An 18,757-nucleotide genomic window follows, 5' to 3' on the forward strand; every position below is an offset into this window, starting at 1 on the left:
TCAGGCAGGTCAGGTCGGCCGGCAGGTCAGGCAGCGGGGGCGAGGAGCCCCGGCCACCAGGTGAGGGCGAGCGGGTACCCGACGAAGGAGACGATGTCGAGGATCCAGTGCGCAATCACGAGCGGCATCGTGCGTCCCCAACGCAGATAGCACCAGCCGAACAGCACCCCCATGGCCGCATTGCCGAAGAACGGCCCGATGCCCTGGTAGAGATGGTAGCTGCCGCGCAAAAGCGCCGAGGACACGATGATGGTCCAGGTGGACCAACCCAGCTCGCGCAGCCGGGTAAACAGGTAGCCGACCACAATCAGCTCCTCGACCAGTGCCGAGCGCAACGCCGAGAGCACCAGGATCGGGATCGTCCACCAGAACGTGTCGAGCGGCGACGGCACGATCGCCACGGTGAAGCCGAGGGACCGCCCGGCGAGGTAGAGCCCCAGTCCGGGGATACCGATCACGAGCACCAGCCCGAAACCGCGCATTAGGTCGCGCCCCGGCTGCGTGAAGTCGAAGCCCAGCCGCCGGAACGGACTCTGCCCCGGCAGCCACAGCAGGTAGAGCACCAGGGCCACGGCGAACAGGGCGAAGAAGATGCTCAGGAACTGATAGCTGAAGTCGAGCCATTCCCGCGGTGACTGCGACCCGTTCAGGGTCGCCGACTGCTCCGAGAGCGGCCGGGCGTCGGTCAGCCGGGCGATGATCGAAATGATCGAGTAGAGCGCGGATGCCCCGAGCGACATTCCGAGGACGATCCCTACCTCCCAGCGGAGCCCGGTTCGATTGCCGCGCAGAGTCACGCGCCCGGCTTCATCCGGCAGGCCGGTGTTCCCCCGGGCAGCCGGTGGCGGTACCGCGCCACGAGCCGGTAGCCCACTTCGGCCGCCCACGACCACGGCGGCACGGTGCCGAGCCAGCCCAAGACGCGCATGAGCACATTCGGCTGGTGCCGAAGCAGGGCGGCCACGGCCGCGGCGCCGCCGAACCGGTGGTCGTCGACGATCAGCCAAACCCGGGACTGGGCATCCTTCGTCGTCAGCGCATAGGACGTCAGGTCGGTCCACTGGTAGGGAGCGGAAGCCGGCATGCCGGGAATCAGACGCTTCATGGTGTTCACGGAGGTCGTGCAGAACGCGCAGTCGCCGTCGAAGATCAACAGCGGAGGGCGTGCGTGGGCGGTCACGATCATCCTCCCATCTTCCCACTGCCCGGAACGTGCAGGTTGCTGAATTCGGTGGACGGATTGCGCGCAAGAACCTGCTGTGGCGCAACTATCCTGCGCAGTTTGTTTCGCATCTGTAACGTTTCCCCAATAGATTATGCGAAGTCCGCGCCCACTCTTTAAGGTCGGTATATCCGAGATGTCTGCTCGCCTGAGGGTCACGCGGCATTTCCCTGTGCACTGGAGGAAAATTGAAAATCAGGAGACTGGGCATACCTGCCATCGCCTTGGCTGCCGCGGGAGCCCTTGTGCTCTCCGGTTGCGCCAGCGGAGACGCCCCGGCAGAGAGTGACACCGCGGCGATCATCACCACGAACGGATCCGAGCCGCAGAACCCGCTGGTCCCGACGAACACCACCGAGACCGGAGGCGGCAAGATCACCACCTCGATCTTCGCCGGGCTCGTCTCGTACAACGCCAAAGGCGAGATCGAGAACGAGGTCGCCAAGTCGATCGAGTCCGACGACGCCCAGAACTGGACCGTCACGCTCAACGACGGCTGGGAGTTCACCGACGGCGAGGCCGTCACGGCTGACTCCTTCGTGGACGCCTGGAACTTCGGAGCGAAGTTCAGCAACGCTCAGAGCGCCTCTTACTTCTTTGACAACATCGCCGGTTTCAGCTACGACGCTGACGCCGAACTGACCGGTCTGAAGGTCGTCGACGAATCCACCTTCACGGTCGAGCTGGCCTCTCCCGAGGCCGACTGGCCGCTGCGCCTGGGCTACACGGCGTTCATGCCGCTGCCCTCCGCCGCGTATGAGGACATGGAAGCCTTCGGCGAGAACCCGATCGGCAACGGCCCGTACATGCTGGCCAAAGAGGGCGCCTGGGAGCACGAGGTCGGAATCGACCTCGTCACCAACCCCGAGTACGACGGCGTGCGCAAGCCCGCCAATGGTGGCCTGAACATCGTCTTCTACGCCTCGATGGACGCCGCGTACGCGGATGTCCAGGGTGGCAACCTCGACGTGCTCGACGCCGTCCCGGACGCCGCGTTCGAGTCCTACGAGTCGGACTTCCCGGACCGCTTCGTGAACCAGCCGGCCGCCATCTTCCAGGGCTTCAACATGCCGTACTACCTCGAGCACTGGAGTGGTGAGGAGGGCAAGCTGCGACGCGCCGCCATCTCGATGTCGATCGACCGCAAGGAAATCACGGACGTCATCTTCCAGGGCACCCGCACCCCTGCGACCGACTTCACTTCGCCGGTCATCGACGGTTACTCCGATTCCCTCAAGGGTGCCGAAGTCCTCGAATACAACCCGAAAGAAGCCAAGGCCAAGTGGGCCGAAGCCGACGCGATCGCACCCTACACCGGCACGTTCGACCTCGCCTACAACTCCGACGGCGGCCATGCCGCCTGGGTCGACGCGGTGACCAACAGCATCAAGAACACGTTGGGCATCGAAGCCATCGGCAAGCCGTACCCGACGTTCGCTGCGGCGCTCGACGACCGTTCCGCCGACAAGCTGACCGGTGGAACCCGCGCCGGCTGGCAGGGTGACTACCCGTCGCTGTACAACTTCCTCGCTCCGCTGTACCAGACCGGTGCCGGCTCGAACTACGAGGACTACACCAGCGAAGAGTTCGACGCGCTGCTCAAGGAAGGCGCAGCCGCGTCCTCCGTCGAGGACGCCACCGCGAAGTACCAGGAAGCACAGGAAGTCCTCCTCGCCGACCTTCCCACGATCCCGCTCTGGTACTCCAACGTCAGTGGCGTCTGGTCCGAGTCGGTCGAGAACGTCGTCTTCGGCTGGGACTCCGTGCCGATGTACACCGACATCACCAAGAGCGAGTAGCTCTCGTTCAACCAGCTCGTCAGCAGTAAACAGATAACACGTGTGGGGTTCGGGGCATACAGCCCCGGACCCCACACGTGACTAGACTCGACCAGTGATTGTGAATTTCATGTACATACGTTCCGGCTTGGGGACCTGATGATCTGGTATACCGGCAAACGCCTGCTCCAGATGATCCCGGTGTTTTTCGGTGCGACACTCCTGATCTACTTCATGGTGTTCTCTCTTCCCGGAGACCCCATCGCGGCCCTGTACGGCGATCGGCCGCCGGCTCCTGGAGTGATCGAGCAGATCCGCGCCCAGTACAACCTGGACAAGCCATTCATCGTGCAGTACTTCATCTACATCGGCAACTTCTTCCAGGGTGACCTTGGCACCACCTACTCCGGCCGCCCGGTCAGCGACGTGATGGCGAAGGCCTTCCCGATCACCGCCCGTCTGGCCCTGCTCGCGCTGGCCATAGAAGCCATCTTCGGCATCCTCGTCGGTCTCGTTGCTGGGCTCCGCAAGGGCAAGCTCTTCGACACCAGCGCCCTCGTGGTCAGCCTCCTCCTGATCAGCGTCCCCACGTTCGTGATCGGTTTCGTGCTGCAATACGTCTTCGCGGTGAAGCTCGGCTGGGCGCGCACCACGGTGAGCAGCGAAGCTCCCCTGAGTGAACTGCTGCTGCCGGCCCTTGTTCTGGCCTCCGTGTCCTTCGCCTACATTGTGCGGCTCACCCGGGCCAGTGTCTCCGACAACCTCAGCGCGGATTTCGTGCGAACCGCCACAGCAAAGGGGCTCTCCCGCCGCCGGGTGGTGGGCGTGCACGTGTTGCGCAACTCCCTGGTCCCGGTCGTCACCTTCCTCGGCGTCGACCTCGGCTCACTGATGGTCGGTGCCATCGTCACCGAGGGCATCTTCAACATCAACGGCGTCGGCGGCACCGTCTATAAGGCGATCAAGCTCGGCGAAGGACCCACCGTGGTGTCGTTCATCGCGGTGATGGTCGTGATCTTCGTGCTGGCCAACCTGCTCGTCGACCTCCTCTACGCAGCTCTGGACCCGAGGATTCGTTATGCCAAATAAGAACCCGAACGCGCAGACCCACTACGTGGCCGCGCTCGAAGAAACCCCGGTCGAAGTCGTCGACCGCCTCGATGAATCGCAGAAGGCCCGCAGCACCTGGGCGGATGCCTGGGACGCCATGCGCGTGCGGCCCACCTTCTGGATCTCTTCGGCCCTGATCCTCCTGATCGTTATCGTCGCCCTGTTCCCGAGCCTGTTCGCCCAGGTGTCGCCCACCGAGTGCGACCTCGGCGACAGCCACGCTGGTCCGGGAGACGGACATCCGCTCGGCTACACCCGTCAGGGCTGCGACATCTACGCGCGAATCATCTTCGGCACGCAGGCCTCGGTCACCGTCGGCCTGCTCGCCACGATCCTGGTGACCTTCACGGGAATCATCGTCGGCGCGCTCGCCGGTTACTACGGCGGCGTGCTCGACTCAATCGTCTCCCGCATCGGCGACATCTTCTTCGCCGTCCCCACCGTGCTGGGCGCGATCGTGCTCATGTCGGTCCTGCCGGAGCGAACCCCCGTCACCATCGCACTCGTGCTGTCGCTTTTCGCCTGGCCGCAGATCGCGAGAATCATGCGCGGCGCGGTACTCTCCGCCCGCAACTCGGACTACGTCACGGCGTCCGTCGCCCTGGGCGTCAGCAAATTCCGGATTCTGCTGCGCCACGTCGTGCCGAACTCGATCGCCCCCGTGATCGTGATCGCCACCGTCTCGCTGGGCACGTTCATCGTGGCCGAGGCCACCCTGTCGTTCCTCGGCATCGGCCTCCCGCCGGGCATCATGTCCTGGGGTAACGACATCGACGCGGCGAAGAGTTCGCTCCGCACCAACCCGCAGGTGCTGCTCTACCCTGCGGCGGCACTGTCCGTGACCGTTCTCGCGTTCCTCATGCTGGGCGACGTCGTGCGCGACGCCCTCGACCCCGAAGCGAGGGCCCGCCGATGAGCCAGACCGTCATCGAATCCATCGGCGAGAGCGCCGTCGTTTCCACCGAGCCTCTGCTCCAGATCCGCGACCTCGAGGTCGGTTTTCAGACCCAGCACGGCCTCGTCCCCGCCGTGCGGGGGGTCAGCCTCACCCTGTATGCCGGTCAGACGCTGGCGATCGTGGGGGAGTCCGGCTCGGGCAAGACCACGACCGCACAGGCCATCATCAAGCTCCTCGCCGGTACCGGCAAGATTACGGCCGGACAGATCCTGTTCGAGGGCCGCGACCTCGCCGGGCTGTCGGACAAACAGATGCAGGATGTGCGCGGTCGCCTGATCGGCTACGTGCCGCAGGACCCGATGAGCAACCTGAACCCCGTCTGGAACATCGGCTTCCAGGTTGAGGAGGCCATCAGGGCAAACAACGTGGCTCAGGGCAAGGCGGCGCGTCAGCGCACCATCCAGGTGCTGCAGGAGGCGGGCCTCAGCGACGCGGAGGACCGCCTCAAGCAGTTCCCGCACCAGTTCTCCGGCGGCATGCGCCAGCGTGTTCTGATCGGCATCGGCCTGTCCGCCCGGCCGAAGCTCCTGATCGCCGACGAGCCCACCTCGGCGCTCGACGTCACGGTGCAGCGTCAGATCCTGGACCACCTCGGCACCCTCACCCGCGACTACGGCACCTCGGTGCTGTTCATCACCCACGACCTCGGCCTCGCGGCCGAGCGGGCCGAGCAGCTCGTCGTGATGTACAAGGGCAAGGTCGTCGAATCCGGGCCGTCGCTGGAGATCCTCGCCAACCCGCAGCATCCCTATACCCAGCGCCTTGTGGCCGCGGCTCCGAGCCTCGCGTCGCGCCGCATCCAGTCGGCCAAGAGCCAGGATGCGGACGACGTGGAGATCTTCTCCGGTGGATCGCTCGACACGACCCTCGTGGCCCGTGCGGCCGAGCGGGAGCAGGCGGCGGCGACGCAGGACCTGATCAAGGTGCAGAACATCTCCAAGATGTACCGCATCCGCACCAAGGGTCTGAGGTACAACGAGCTGCTGGCCGTCAACGACGTCTCCTTCGCCATCAAGAAGGGCACCACCACGGCGCTCGTCGGCGAATCCGGGTCGGGCAAGTCGACGGTGGCCAAGCTCATCCTGCAGTTGGAGAGCATCACCAGCGGGCAGATCGAATTCGACGGCCAGGATGTCGCCGGGCTCAAGGGTGCGGCGCTGCTCAAGTTCCGGCGTCGCGTTCAGCCGGTCTTCCAGGACCCGTACGGTTCCCTGGACCCGCAGTACAACGTGGGCAACACGATCGCGGAGCCCCTGCTGGCCCACAAGATCGGCAACGCCGAGGAGCGGCAGGCCCGCGTGCGCGAGTTGCTTGACCAGGTCTCCCTTCCCTGGGCCACCCGGTACCGGTACCCGAGCGAACTGTCCGGTGGGCAGCGCCAGCGCATCGCCGTGGCGCGCGCCCTGGCGCTCAAGCCGGACGTGCTCGTGCTCGACGAGGCGGTCTCCGCCCTCGACGTGCTCGTGCAGGGACAGATCCTCAACCTGCTCACCGAGCTGCAGACTGAACTGGGCCTGACCTACCTGTTCATCACGCATGACCTCGCGGTCGTGCGGCTCGTCGCCGACAACGTCTGCGTCATGCAGAAGGGCAAGATCGTCGAGACCGCGTCCACGGACGAGGTCTTCGACAGTCCTCGCGAGGCCTACACCCAGGAGCTGCTCGCGGCCATCCCCGGTGGCAACTTCCAGTTTGGCCGCTGACCGGGTTCCGGGTGCTTCGGCACCAGGTCGTCGTGGTGACCCGATCGGGCGAACGCCTCGTGTGCTGGGGTGCACCGTCCGCTGTCCGGTCGTCGGTGGCGACTTCGCCGGAGACCTCTCGGGCGGCCGGGCAGGTGCGGGAGGCCAGCGGGCGGATCACCGGGTCGTCCGCGCACCGGGCCATCCGCGGCTTCTGGGACCGGCACGAGGCTCCGCAGCGCGCCGGGGAGCGAGTGGTGCGCCGCTGGCATCGACGGTCGTTCCTGGTCGGCGCCGTGCTCGTCCTCGGGCCGGCCGTTCAGCTGGCGTGGTCGTCGCTGGCCTGAATTTTCTGGTTGCGCCTGAGCTTTGCTCCAGGACAGATCGTGTTCTTGCGCATTGTGCCCTCAAAGTTTCAAAACTGTTACATTTTCCGTCTTAGAGTGCCCCAGACTGGCATCTGGGGCAGAGTCGCTTCACGCAGGCATAGGCTCTCCCCTCAAGCACACGAGAGCAGTTCCTTCCCCCGGTATCCCGGCGGGGGGAACGATGGAGGAGTCTTCATGGTTTCGCATCGTTGTACGCAGATCGTCGCCGTTCCCGGCACACTGGTCTGATCCGAGCTCAACCCGGCCGCGGTCTGGGAAGAGCGCACTCCGATCACGTACAAGGACTACGTGGCCACCTGACGGCCATGAACGGCACCAACGAGAAGTATTCCCCAGCCTCCACGGCCATCTTCGACCAGATCAGCGCGATCGAATCCACCGGAACCGAATTCGATTTCACGGTCACGTTCGACTCGATCAACGCCGACTGGGCGTCGATCTTCACGAGCGTGCTGCCGGCCAGCGGCGCATCGGCAGCCACGTCGTTCGGCAACTCCGAAACCGACCTGCTCCACATCTCGTCGAACGCCGATGCCGACCAGAGGGCTGAGAAGCGCGCGGATGCCGAGATCCAGGCATCCGGTGGCCTCACCTGGACCCACGTCACCATGAACGGCTCGAAGGGCCCGCTCGCGGACGTCGAACTGCGGCGCGCCATCGGCCACGCCGTCAACCGCGGTCTCATCTCCGAGTCGGTCAACACGCCGGTAGGCGTCGACGCCACCACCCAGGGCAGCTTCATCTTTATGCCGGGTCAAAAGGGATATGAAGACAACGTGGGCGACGCAATCGGCTACGACGTGGCCAACACGGAGCTCGACACCGACAAGCGCATCGTCATCGCCAACGAGATCAACACGGTCCTCGCCGCGTACGTGCCCATCATCCCGATCGCGCCGCTGCCGAACGTGTACGCCGTGAAGTCCGGCCTCGTCAACCACAGGGCCACCCAGTGGCGGACACACCCGCAACACAGCACGGAGGACGGGACGGGGACTTGAGCCCTCCGCCCCGTTTTTCGTGCTCCGAGTCGGGATCCGAGGGACTCTCAGCCCCCGGACGGGGAGAGTGCGGTAGGATTGTCCGTTGGGTCGGACTTTGACCACACACATCCACTCTTCGTCGCATGCGGTACTTTGCGGCATCCATTCTTCGTAAGGATTTACTTCATGGCGATTGCCACGCGCAATAACCTCCGAAATGTCGCGATCGTAGCCCACGTTGACCACGGCAAGACCACGCTGGTCGACGCGATGCTCCAGCAGACCAACTCGTTCGCCGAGCACTCACACACCGAAGAGCGCGCCATGGACTCGAACGAACTCGAGCGCGAAAAAGGCATCACCATCCTCGCCAAGAACACGGCGATCTCCTACAAGGGCATCCACGCCAAGGATGGCCCCATCACCATCAACGTGATCGACACCCCCGGCCACGCCGACTTCGGCGGTGAGGTCGAGCGCGGCCTCTCCATGGTCGACGGTGTTGTGCTTCTCGTCGACGCCAGTGAGGGTCCGCTGCCGCAGACCCGCTTCGTGCTGCGCAAGGCGCTCGAGGCCCACCTGCCCGTCATTCTCCTGGTGAACAAGACTGACCGTCCCGATGCTCGCATCGACGAGGTCGTCGAGGAAAGCCAGGACCTGCTCCTCGGCCTCGCCAGCGACATGGCCGACGATGTGCCCGACCTCGACCTCGACCTGGTTCTCAACGTGCCCGTCGTCTACGCGTCCGGCCGTAACGGGTCCGCCAGCCTCAACCGTCCCGAGAACGGCCAGCTGCCCGACAACGAAGACCTCGAGCCGCTCTTCGCAGCGATCCTCGAGCACATTCCAGCGCCGGTCTACGACGACCAGCACCCGCTGCAGGCCTGGGTAACCAACCTCGACTCCTCGCCGTTCCTCGGCCGTCTCGCACTGTTGCGCATCTTCCAGGGCACCATCAAGAAGGGTCAGACGGTCGCCTGGATCAAGCACGACGGCACCATCGCAAATGTGCGTGTCACCGAGCTCATGATCACCAAGGCGCTCGACCGCTACCCAACCGAGAGCGCCGGCCCCGGCGACATCGTCGCTGTCGCCGGATTCGCCGACATCACCATCGGTGAGACCCTGGCCGACCCGGAGGACCCGCGCCCGCTGCCGACCATCACGGTCGACGACCCGGCCATCTCGATGACGATCGGCACCAACACCTCGCCGCTCATCGGCAAGGTCAAGGGCCACAAGCTCACCGCCCGCATGGTCAAGGACCGTCTCGACAAGGAGCTCGTCGGCAACGTCTCGCTCCGCGTTATCGACATCGGACGCCCGGATGCCTGGGAGGTCCAGGGCCGAGGCGAACTCGCCCTCGCCATCCTGGTGGAGCAGATGCGACGCGAAGGCTTCGAGCTCACCGTCGGCAAGCCGCAGGTCGTCGTCAAGCGCGTCGACGGCAAAATTCACGAGCCGTACGAGCACCTCACTATCGACTCGCCGGAAGAGTACCTCGGCGCGATCACCCAGCTGCTCGCCGCCCGCAAGGGACGCATGGAGAACATGGCGAACCACGGCACCGGCTGGGTCCGGATGGAATTCATCGTTCCGTCGCGTGGCCTGATCGGATTCCGCACCGAGTTCCTCACGGACACCCGCGGCACCGGTATCGCCAACGCCATCTTCCACGGCTACGAGGCCTGGGCCGGCACGATCACCACTCGTACCAACGGCTCGATCGTCGCCGACCGGTCCGGCGTGGTCACGCCGTTCGCGATCATCGCTCTGCAGGAGCGCATGTCGTTCTTTGTCAACCCGACCGAAGAGGTCTATGAGGGCATGGTCATCGGCGAGAACTCGCGCGCCGACGACATGGACGTGAACATCACCAAGGAGAAGAAACTGACCAATATGCGTCAGTCCACCTCCGACACGTTCGAGTCGATGACCCCGTCCAAGCAGCTCACGCTCGAGCAGTGCCTCGAGTTCGCCCGTGAAGACGAATGCGTCGAGGTCACCCCGGCCGTCGTGCGCATCCGCAAGGTCGAGTTGGCCGCCTCGGCACGTCAGCGCAACGTCTCGCGTCTGAAAAAGCAGGACGCGAACTAACCGTCGCCACCGTGCGGCTGAGCGGCCGCGACGAGCGAAACCGTAGGGGTGTGGTTATGGTTTTCCATAGTGCTGCCCCTGCGGTTTCGCGCTTTTAAGCACGTGAACGATCGAACCGAAGGATGGGATCCCTGATGCAGTTGAACCGAGTACGTGTGCTGGCCGTGACCTTGGCCGTCGCGGGCGTGGCCCTGCTGTCCGGATGCTCCGGCGAGGCCGTCGGCTCCGCGGTCGACGGCGCGGTGAACGGGGCAACCGGAGGCGATGTCAGCCTGGGCGGGCAGCTGCCCGAGGGCTGGCCGGAAGAGATCCCCGTGATCGACGGGGATCTCGGTTTCGGGGCAGCGAACACCGCGGACGCCGGCCGGGGCTGGGTCGTCACCGTCACCACCAGCGCCGCGGACCCGCTGGCCGACGCCACGGCGATGCTCGAGGCTGCCGGTTTCAGCGCCGACAACGCCGCCACCGCGAACGTCGGCAATGCCGGCGTCGCGGCCCTGACGAACGAGACCTGGTCGGTGGTCGTCGCCGGCACTCCCGAGGGTGTGCTCTACACGGTGTCCCCGGCCGCCTAGCTGAGAACCAATTCGACGGAGATTCTTTCGAAAAACGACTGTTTTGTCGTGTTTGGGAGTGGTTCGGGCAAAATCTCCGTCGAATTCGTTCGGGCCGGAGTTGCTGCACCGGGTCAGGCCGACCGAAAGGCAGGCTCACTCAGCCGCGGGGGATCAGGCGAAGAGGGGGGCACCCGCGTAGGAGCCGCGGGCGGCCCCAAGCGGCCCCGGGCGGGACGGCGCAGAGGGCTGACCCGACGTGGCGGATGTACTCGTTCGGAGCGTCGTGCCGGGCCAGGCGCACGTGCGCTGTCGCGCCGATCAGCGGCAGGTCTGCCCGGCCGGTGAGGGCGAAGTCCGGAGCGGTGAACTCCGTGCCGCCCGACAACGGGGCACCCTCGCCCTTCTTGCGGCCGAACACGGCCTCCTGCTCGCGCAGGATGGTGCGGTCCCAGGACTCGATGGTCATCCGGACGCGCCGGGCCACCAGATAGGAGCCGCCGGCCAGCCAGGCGGGCCCGTCTCCGCCGCCGACCCAGACATGGTCGGCGGCGGCATCCGGCTCCTCTGCCGTGATAGTGGATGTGCCGTCCTTGAAACCGAAGTGGTTGCGCGGCGTGGCCTGCGCCGTACTCGTCGAGGAAGTGGGTCCGAACCCCAATTGAGACCAGCGGAAGGCCGCGCGCCCGAAGGCGATGCGGGAGAGGTTGCGGCTGGCGTGCACGGCCACCTGCGGGTCGTCCACGCAGGCCTGGATGCCGAGGTCGCCGCCACTCCGTCCCGGCTCGAGCCTGTCCGCGGGGAAGTGCGGCATTCGACCAGCTCGACCGGGCTCCGACTCCCGATGCCGAAACGGTCGGCGCCGTCGATGCTCTCGAACAGGCTCGGGCCGAACCCGAACGTGATCGTCAGCCCGGAGGCCGGCAGGCCGAGCGCCTCGCCGGTGTCCTCCGGGGTGCGTCGTAAGGGCCGCTGACGGCCCGAAATCGCCGATGTCACACCCCATAGCCATGGCGGCGGCGGCATCGGTCCGGTCGCGGAGCAGTCGACCAACCCGGACCTGATGGTGCCCGCGGAAACGTCGAACGCCGAGGCCGAGCAGCCCGCGACGTGACAGGCCGCGCGACTGCTGTTGCCCGGTCACCTAGAGCACCAGGGTTGCGGTCCGCTGGTTGAGCGGTTCGCCGAGGGCGTCCACCTGGTCGGCGAGGGCCTCGATCTCGGCCTCGCTCAGCTCGGTGTACGGGGTGAAGCTGTCGCCGACGCGCTGGGCGTCCAGCAGTGTCTGCAGCGCGGCGAACTCGGTGTCGAGGCTATCGGCGCGGGCGGCATCCTTGTCGCCCAGGATGTCCCGCACGCCGGCGTAGAGCACCGCGGCACCGTCGACGTTGGCCTGGAAGTCCCGGAGGTCGGTGTGCGACCAGAACTCCTCCTCGTCGGTGACCTTGCCGGTGGCGACCTTGCCGGTGGCGACCTCGTCGAAAAGGCCGATCGCGCCGTTGGTCTGCTGCGACAGCGTGAAGGAGAGGGTCTGCACTTCCTCGTTCAGGGTCGCGGTGTCCTGCATCAGGCGGTCGGCGAGGCGTAGGCGCTCCGCGGCCGGATAGGCGAGAAAACCGGCCTCGGCGTCGGCCGGCCAGGGGTCCTTCTCGATTGCGTGCCAGTCGGTGCCGGTGACCAGCTGGGCCACCTGATCGCGCACAGAGGAGGCGTCGTTGACGTTGGCGGTCTCGATCTGCGCCTCGAGGTCGTCGTCGACCGCGACGATCTGGTCGGAGGCGGTGACGATGAAGCCGGCCTTGCCGATCCCGTCACCGGTCATGCCGGGCTTGCAGGCGGTGACGTATTCGCCCGCGGCCAGCTGCATGACCAGGTCGCGGGTGAGTCCCTGACCGATGTTCTCGGCCTCGCCGTCGATGCGCAGGCCGTCATCGGCGAGCAGGTAGAACTCCGTGACCTGGTCGCCCGAGTTGGTGATGCTGAAGCTGAGGTTTCCGACGGGGGCTTCCTTGGCCGAGACGGTGCCGGCATCCGCGCTGCTGTCGACCGTGAGGGACGCCCCGGCGGAACCGGCCGGGGCGTTGGCGACGCAGCCGGTGAGGACGAGCAGGCCGAACGCGGAAACTGCGGTGAGGGGAACGAGGCGGGCGTTCATAGGAGTCCCTAGCACAAGGTTCGGGAAGGGGCTGGGTCAGCGGGGAGCGCCGCGGTCTCGGCGGCGTGCTCGTACGCGGGGCTGGTGCTGGGACCACGAGGCCGAGCCCCGAGCCCACAAGGGACCGGTCGATGCTGCACCGGAGTTGGCCGGACAGGTTGCGGGCTCGCGCCAGCATCCAGAACACCATCCAGATCACGAGGCCCGTCGCCACGATCGACAGCACGCCGCCGATGGCCTCCTGGGACGTGAACGACAGGCCGTAGGTGCCGTTGGTGAGCTGCGCGCCGATGCCGAGCGCCAGCAGCACGGCGAGGCTGCATCCGGTCCGGATACGCCGGAGCACGTCCCGGCGGCCGACCTTCACGACGTAGGCCACGAGGATGGTCACGATGAGGGCGACTTCGAGGCCTTCACGGAGGCCGATCAGGTAATTGCGCGAGCACAAGGCTTCCTGGGTTTGAGGGAGAAGTTTGGTGAGGCTAACCTTAGTATCTTGACTCCAGCTTCGGTTCTGCGATCGTGTCCAGCTATCATTCATGCGCGGGTGTCCGCCCGTCCCAACTCCGTGGAGCTCAGCAATGGTCATGTCCGGCAGCGCAGAACGAGTCGTGTTCGTGCACGACCGGCCCGGTCAGGAATCCCTTTTGACCGGCGGAACCATCGCCCGGCTGCGGTCAGACGACGCCGAGGTCGTCGTTCTGTTCGGCTCCACGGACTCCCACTCCGCGGACGACTCCGACGTGCGCGCAGCCATGGCGGCGCTCGACGTAAGCGACTGGCGGATGCTGCCCGCGGCATCCGGGGCGCAGTCACTGGCCGAGGCCGTCGCCGACGTGCTCGCGGACGTGCACGCCACCGCGGTCGTGATCGGCGCCGACGACGACACCCTCCGCCGGGCGGCCGCCGGGGCCGCCGACAGCCTGAATGTGCCGGTCTTCGAGCACCGCCAGGTGACGGATGCCGTCGGCCAGCGGCTGGTCGCGATCGATGTGAGCGGCCAGGTCGACCAGAAGCTGCGCGCCCTCGCCGCGTATGCGCGCCGCTGGAGCGTCACCGACCACACCGTCGTGCCGGTCGAGTCGGTGGCCGCGGCCGACCCGGCCGACCCGGCCGACCCGGCGGACCGCCCGGTCACGATCGGTGGCACCGAGACCTTCCTGCGGCTGCCCCTGGCGCACGCTCCCGACCCGGACGCGACCCCCGGGCTGCTCAGCCGCGGCCTGGCCGCGGTCGTCGCCCTCCTGACCGGGGCCGCCTTCGGCGTGCTCGGCACGATCGCGCACCAGGCCACCCTCCCAATCGGGCCCGTGACGATCCCGATCGGGCTGATCCTGGCCCTGGCCGGAATCATGACGCTCCTGGCAGGTCTCCGTCTGATGCTGGGGGACCGCCTGGTCGTCTTTTCCTGCGCGATCGGCCTCCTCGGCACGATCTTCATCCTGTCTCTGCGCAGCACCGGCGGCTCTGTCCTGGTCCCCGAGGGGATTCCGGGTTTGCTCTGGACCGTCGTGCCGACCCTGGTGGCCACGATCGTGCTGGCCTGGCCACGAATCCCGGCCCGTCCGCGTTCGGCATAGACTGGATATTCGCTTGTGAAGGGAGCCCTCCAACGTGACATACGTCATTGCTCTGCCGTGCGTCGACGTGAAGGACCGCGCCTGCGTCGACGAGTGCCCGGTCGACTGCATCTACGAGGGTGACCGCTCGCTCTACATCCACCCCGACGAGTGCGTCGACTGCGGTGCCTGCGAACCGGTCTGCCCGGTCGAGGCCATCTACTACGAGGACGATGTGCCCGAGCAGTGGGCCGAGTACTACAAAGCCAACGTCGAGTTCTTCGACGACATCGGCTCGCCCGGCGGGGCGGCCAAGGTCGGCGTGATCCATAAGGACCACCCCATCATCGCCGTGCTGCCTCCCCAGGTCTGATTCAGCCATGCTGAAGCCGCTCCCCGACTACCCGTGGGACCAGATGGTCCCCTTCGCCGCCCGGGCCCGGGCCCATGCGGGCGGCATCGTCGATCTGTCGATCGGTTCGCCGGTGGACCCGACGCCCGAGGTCATCCGCCGAGCGCTGGCCCAGGCCACCGACGCCCACTCTTACCCGCAGACCGCCGGCACGCCGGAGCTGCGGCGGGCGATCATCGACTGGTACGAGCGCCGGCGCGGCGTCACCGGCCTCACCGAGAAGAACGTGCTGCCGACCATCGGGTCGAAGGAGATAGTGGCCCTGCTGCCCTTCATGCTCGGGTTCGGCGAGGGTGACACCATTGTGCATCCGCTTGCCGCGTACCCGACGTACAGCATCGGCGCGGCCATGGCCGGAGCGGACGCCCTCGCCGCCGACGACCCCGCCGACTGGCCCGAGACGACGAAGCTGGTGTGGCTGAACAGCCCGGGCAACCCGGATGGCCGGGTTCTCTCGGTCGACGCGCTGCGCACGGCCGTCGCGCGCGCCCGGGAACTCGGCGCGGTGATCGTCTCCGACGAGTGCTACGCCGAGCTCGGCTGGACCGACGGGTGGGATGCCCGGCCGACCCCGAGCATCCTGGACCCCCGCGTCATCGGGCAGGACCGGCACGATGTGCTCGCGCTCTACTCCTTGAGCAAGCAGTCGAACATGGCCGGCTACCGCGGCGCGTTCGCGGCCGGCTGCGCGGACCTGCTCGCCCGGGTGCTGACCGTGCGCAAGCATGCCGGCCTCATGCTTCCCGCGCCGCTGCAAGCCGCCATGGTGGCCGCGCTCGGCGACGACGAACACGTCATCGTGCAGCGTCGGCGCTACCAGGCGCGACGCGAGGTGCTGCTGCCCGCACTGGTGGCGGCGGGCTTCCGCATCACCCGCAGTGAGGCCGGGCTTTACCTCTGGGCGACCGAGGGGCGCCCCGCCTGGGAATCGATCGGGCGGCTCGCCGAGCGGGGTATCCTCGCCGGACCCGGTCCGTTCTACGGCGACGGCTACCCGAGACACGTGCGCTTCTCCCTCACCGCCACGGACGAACGCATCGCGGCGGCTGCGACTCGGTTGCACGCTGGCTAATGCCCCACTGTCGGGAAATGTCAACTCTCTCCAATGAAGAGTGGACATTCTTGGTGGATGCAACAGTAGGCGGTTGCGGCCATTAGGCTGTATCCGCGTTGACGTCTCCAGACACACCGGTGTGCTGTGGCCCATCGCCACAGACGGTCAGCCACCAGCCGGTTAGGTAGTGATATCCAGTGACACTCAGTCAGACCCAGGGAGCCGCCGTGAGCGACATCGCCGAGCGAACGCCATCCATCGAACCCAAGCAGGCGACACTGTCGTTCCCCGGCGGATCCGCCGAGTTCCCGATCGTGCGCGGCACGGCCGGCGCCTCCGGCATCGATATCTCGACGCTGACCCGCAAATCGGGTCTGATCACCCTCGACTCCGGGTTTGTGAATACCGCGGCCACGCGGTCGGCGATCACGTTCATCGACGGCGAGAAGGGCATCCTGCGCTACCGGGGCTATCCGATCGAGCAGATCGCCCAGAACTCCAACTTCCTCGAGACCGCCTGGCTGTTGATTTACGGTTCCCTTCCTAGCGCGAGCGAACTCGAGGCCTTCGACACGCGCATCCGTCGGCACACCCTGCTGCACGAAGACCTGCGCCGCCTCTTCGACGTGCTGCCGTACAACGCGCACCCGATGGCTGTGCTCTCCGCCGGCACCTCGGCGCTGGCCGCGTACTACCAGGATGCGCTCGAGCCCAACGACCCGGAGCAGGTCGAGCTGGCCACCGTGCACCTGCTCGCCAAGCTGCCCGTGATGGCGGCGTACGCCTACAAGAAGAGCATCGGCCAGGCATTCCTGTATCCCGACAACTCGCTCGGCTACGTGGACAACTTCCTGCGGCTGATCTTCGGCACACTCGCCGAGCCCTACGAGGTGAACCCGGTCGTCAGTAAGGCCCTCGAGCGCCTGCTGATGCTGCACGAGGACCACGAGCAGAACGCGTCGACCTCGACCGTTCGCCTGGTCGGCTCCACTGAGGCGAACCTGTTCGCGTCGGTCTCCGCGGGCATCAACGCGCTTTCCGGGCCTCTGCACGGCGGCGCCAACGAGGCCGTGCTCAAGATGCTGGGCGAGATCAAAGCATCCGGCGAAGGCGTCGAGAAGTTCGTTGAACGAGTCAAGAACAAAGAACAGGGCGTTCGCCTGATGGGCTTCGGCCACCGGGTGTACAAGAACTACGACCCGCGGGCGACCCTGGTCAAGGAGAGCGCCGACGAGGTGCTGGCCGCACTGGGCGTCAAGGACGACCTGCTGGACATCGCCAAGGAACTCGAACACATCGCGCTCAACGACGACTACTTCCGGGAGCGCAAGCTCTACCCGAACGTGGACTTCTACACCGGCGTCATTTACAAGGCGATGGGCTTCCCGACCAGCATGTTCACGGTGCTCTTCGCGATCGGCCGGTTGCCCGGCTGGGTGGCGCACTGGCGCGAGATGAACGAGGACCCCACGACCAAGATCGGTCGCCCGCAACAGCTCTACATCGGGTCGCCGGCCCGCGATTTCCCGCGCCGCTAGCCGCCGCGAGGCACCGCGCGCCCGCTGCCGGGATCGGACCAATTCGACGGAGATTCTGCCGAAAATGCCGGTTTCCGGCCTGTTTAGGGCGATTTCGAGCAGAATCTCCGTCGAATTCGTCAGAGACCTGGGGCTGTAGTCAGGTGGCGCCCCGGCGATGATGGTCGGGTGCGTCGTTCCCACGCCACTCCCTTGCGACTGGCAGCGTACTCAGCGGAGGCGCCGCCGTGCGGGTTGTTTCGGTCGCGCTCGAGCGTCGGACCGGCCGCCCGGCGTCAGGCGTGCAGCTGGGCGTTCAGCACGATGCCGGTGCCGGTGCGCGCCAGCACCTCGACCGCGCCCGAGACCGAGTTGCGGCGGAAAAGCAGGTTCGCGACCCCGGAGAGTTCGACGGCCTTCACCGACGGCGTCGTGCCGTCGGCAGTGCGCGGCTGGCCCGGCAGCAGCACCTTGGTGCCGGCGGTCACATAGAGCCCCGCCTCGACGACGCTGTCGGCGCCGATCGAGATGCCCACCCCGGAATTGGCCCCGAGCAGGGCCCGTTCGCCGATGGACACCCGTTCGGTACCGCCGCCGGAGAGCGTGCCCATGATGGAGGCACCGCCGCCGATGTCGGCGCCGTCACCCACGACGACACCCTGAGAGATCCTGCCCTCGACCATCGAGGTGCCGAGGGTACCGGCGTTGAAGTTGACGAAACCTTCGTGCATCACCGTGGTGCCGGGGGAGAGGTACGCCCCGAGACGCACCCGGGACGCGTCCGCGATCCGCACCCGGTCGGGCGTGACGTAGTTCAGTAGCGGCGGGAACTTGTCGATTCCGGTCGTCTGGATGCCGTGGCGCTGCAGGGCCGGCCGCAGTCGGGTGAAGTCGGCGGGCAGCATCGGGCCGGCATTCGTCCAGACCACGGCGGGCAGGTGGCCGAAGATGCCGTCGAGGTTGAGGGTGTTCGGGCGCACCAGCAGGTGCGACAGCAGGTGCAGGCGCAGGTAGGCATCCGACGTTCCGGTAGGCGCAGCGGTGAGGTCGATCTCGATCGTCACGGCCTCGATTCGCACCATTCGCCTCGGGTCCACCCCGGCGAATTCCTCGAGTTCAGACGGCACGATCCAGCGGTCGCGGCCGGCCGGCAGGGTTCCGAGCCGAGGTTCGGGGAACCAGGTGTCCAGCACCGTGCCGTCGCCGGCGACGGTGGCGAGGCCGTAGCCCCACGCGTTCGAGGGGGAAACGGATGTCGGGGGCACGGCGGAGGTCATGGCTCTAGGT

At 66.6% G+C, this 18,757-nt stretch carries 17 protein-coding genes and 2 pseudogenes; 12 read left to right on the forward strand and 7 right to left on the reverse strand.

Going from position 1 to position 18,757, the window contains the following annotated elements:
• Nucleotides 1–26: 26 nt before the first annotated feature.
• Both E3N94_RS12045 and E3N94_RS12050 read right to left on the reverse strand, forming a co-directional pair.
• Nucleotides 27–740, reverse strand: a complete 714-nt coding sequence (locus tag E3N94_RS12045) for a CPBP family intramembrane glutamic endopeptidase (RefSeq protein WP_134342344.1) — start codon at nucleotides 738–740, stop codon at nucleotides 27–29.
• 53 nt (nucleotides 741–793) lie between these two features.
• Nucleotides 794–1,180, reverse strand: a complete 387-nt coding sequence (locus E3N94_RS12050) for a DUF393 domain-containing protein (RefSeq protein WP_241977339.1) — start codon at nucleotides 1,178–1,180, stop codon at nucleotides 794–796.
• Nucleotides 1,181–1,410: 230 nt separating this feature from the next.
• Between E3N94_RS12050 and E3N94_RS12055 the strand changes: the two genes are divergently transcribed.
• The 8 genes from E3N94_RS12055 (at nucleotide 1,411) to E3N94_RS12090 (ending at nucleotide 10,794) form a co-directional block, all read left to right on the forward strand.
• Nucleotides 1,411–3,021 (forward strand): ABC transporter substrate-binding protein, encoded by a 1,611-nt coding sequence (locus tag E3N94_RS12055; protein WP_104100878.1) that lies wholly within the window; start codon nucleotides 1,411–1,413, stop codon nucleotides 3,019–3,021.
• Nucleotides 3,022–3,159: 138 nt separating this feature from the next.
• Nucleotides 3,160–4,089 carry an ABC transporter permease gene (locus E3N94_RS12060; protein ID WP_104100879.1) on the forward strand — a complete coding sequence of 310 codons (930 nt, stop codon included), beginning with the start codon at nucleotides 3,160–3,162 and terminating at the stop codon, nucleotides 4,087–4,089.
• Complete coding sequence (locus tag E3N94_RS12065) at nucleotides 4,079–5,026, forward strand: ABC transporter permease (RefSeq protein WP_104100880.1); 948 nt, start codon at nucleotides 4,079–4,081, stop codon at nucleotides 5,024–5,026. Before E3N94_RS12060 ends, E3N94_RS12065 begins: the two co-directional genes overlap by 11 nt.
• The gene (locus E3N94_RS12070; protein ID WP_134570303.1) at nucleotides 5,023–6,771 is read left to right on the forward strand and encodes an ABC transporter ATP-binding protein; all 1,749 of its coding nucleotides are present in this window, start codon (nucleotides 5,023–5,025) and stop codon (nucleotides 6,769–6,771) included. Before E3N94_RS12065 ends, E3N94_RS12070 begins: the two co-directional genes overlap by 4 nt.
• Nucleotides 6,772–6,866: 95 nt before the next feature.
• Complete coding sequence (locus tag E3N94_RS12075; RefSeq protein ID WP_134342332.1) at nucleotides 6,867–7,097, forward strand: hypothetical protein; 231 nt, start codon at nucleotides 6,867–6,869, stop codon at nucleotides 7,095–7,097.
• A gap of 347 nt (nucleotides 7,098–7,444) precedes the next feature.
• Nucleotides 7,445–8,140, forward strand: a complete 696-nt coding sequence (locus tag E3N94_RS12080) for an ABC transporter substrate-binding protein (RefSeq protein ID WP_134342333.1) — start codon at nucleotides 7,445–7,447, stop codon at nucleotides 8,138–8,140.
• A 168-nt stretch (nucleotides 8,141–8,308) separates the two neighbouring features.
• Nucleotides 8,309–10,219: a translational GTPase TypA gene (typA, locus tag E3N94_RS12085; protein ID WP_134342334.1), complete on the forward strand. Its 1,911-nt coding sequence runs from the start codon at nucleotides 8,309–8,311 to the stop codon at nucleotides 10,217–10,219.
• 134 nt (nucleotides 10,220–10,353) lie between these two features.
• On the forward strand, nucleotides 10,354–10,794 hold the full coding sequence (locus E3N94_RS12090; protein ID WP_134342335.1) for a hypothetical protein: 441 nt from the start codon (nucleotides 10,354–10,356) through the stop codon (nucleotides 10,792–10,794).
• A 139-nt stretch (nucleotides 10,795–10,933) separates the two neighbouring features.
• Here E3N94_RS12090 and E3N94_RS12095 read toward each other — a convergent pair whose 3' ends face one another.
• From E3N94_RS12095 to E3N94_RS12105, 4 genes and pseudogenes are all read right to left on the reverse strand, one after another.
• Complete coding sequence (locus E3N94_RS12095; RefSeq protein ID WP_347232703.1) at nucleotides 10,934–11,587, reverse strand: Dyp-type peroxidase; 654 nt, start codon at nucleotides 11,585–11,587, stop codon at nucleotides 10,934–10,936.
• 56 nt (nucleotides 11,588–11,643) lie between these two features.
• Nucleotides 11,644–11,799, reverse strand: a pseudogene (locus tag E3N94_RS17615) (Dyp-type peroxidase domain-containing protein); the annotation flags it as partial.
• A 118-nt stretch (nucleotides 11,800–11,917) separates the two neighbouring features.
• Nucleotides 11,918–12,928 (reverse strand): EfeM/EfeO family lipoprotein, encoded by a 1,011-nt coding sequence (locus E3N94_RS12100; RefSeq protein WP_104099172.1) that lies wholly within the window; start codon nucleotides 12,926–12,928, stop codon nucleotides 11,918–11,920.
• 175 nt (nucleotides 12,929–13,103) lie between these two features.
• A pseudogene (locus tag E3N94_RS12105) lies at nucleotides 13,104–13,517 on the reverse strand (FTR1 family protein); the annotation flags it as partial.
• Between E3N94_RS12105 and E3N94_RS12110 the strand changes: the two are divergent.
• The 4 genes from E3N94_RS12110 to E3N94_RS12125 all read left to right on the forward strand — a co-directional run bounded on the left by E3N94_RS12110 (nucleotide 13,516) and on the right by E3N94_RS12125 (nucleotide 17,491).
• A complete protein-coding gene (locus tag E3N94_RS12110) occupies nucleotides 13,516–14,508 on the forward strand; it encodes a hypothetical protein (RefSeq protein WP_104099173.1) in 993 nt (330 codons plus the stop codon). The pseudogene E3N94_RS12105 and the gene E3N94_RS12110 overlap by 2 nt on opposite strands.
• Before the next feature lie 34 nt (nucleotides 14,509–14,542).
• Complete coding sequence (gene fdxA, locus E3N94_RS12115; RefSeq protein ID WP_104099174.1) at nucleotides 14,543–14,860, forward strand: ferredoxin; 318 nt, start codon at nucleotides 14,543–14,545, stop codon at nucleotides 14,858–14,860.
• A gap of 7 nt (nucleotides 14,861–14,867) precedes the next feature.
• Nucleotides 14,868–15,971: a succinyldiaminopimelate transaminase gene (gene dapC / locus E3N94_RS12120; protein WP_104099175.1), complete on the forward strand. Its 1,104-nt coding sequence runs from the start codon at nucleotides 14,868–14,870 to the stop codon at nucleotides 15,969–15,971.
• Between the two features lie 218 nt (nucleotides 15,972–16,189).
• A complete protein-coding gene (locus tag E3N94_RS12125; protein ID WP_104099178.1) occupies nucleotides 16,190–17,491 on the forward strand; it encodes a citrate synthase in 1,302 nt (433 codons plus the stop codon).
• A 275-nt stretch (nucleotides 17,492–17,766) separates the two neighbouring features.
• On the opposite strand, the gene dapD is transcribed toward E3N94_RS12125, so the two are convergent.
• On the reverse strand, nucleotides 17,767–18,747 hold the full coding sequence (gene dapD, locus E3N94_RS12130; protein WP_104099176.1) for a 2,3,4,5-tetrahydropyridine-2,6-dicarboxylate N-succinyltransferase: 981 nt from the start codon (nucleotides 18,745–18,747) through the stop codon (nucleotides 17,767–17,769).
• Nucleotides 18,748–18,757 lie beyond the last annotated feature (10 nt).

Source organism: Cryobacterium sp. Sr3 (genome assembly GCF_004402835.1).
GTDB classification, from domain to species: Bacteria; Actinomycetota; Actinomycetes; order Actinomycetales; family Microbacteriaceae; genus Cryobacterium; species Cryobacterium sandaracinum.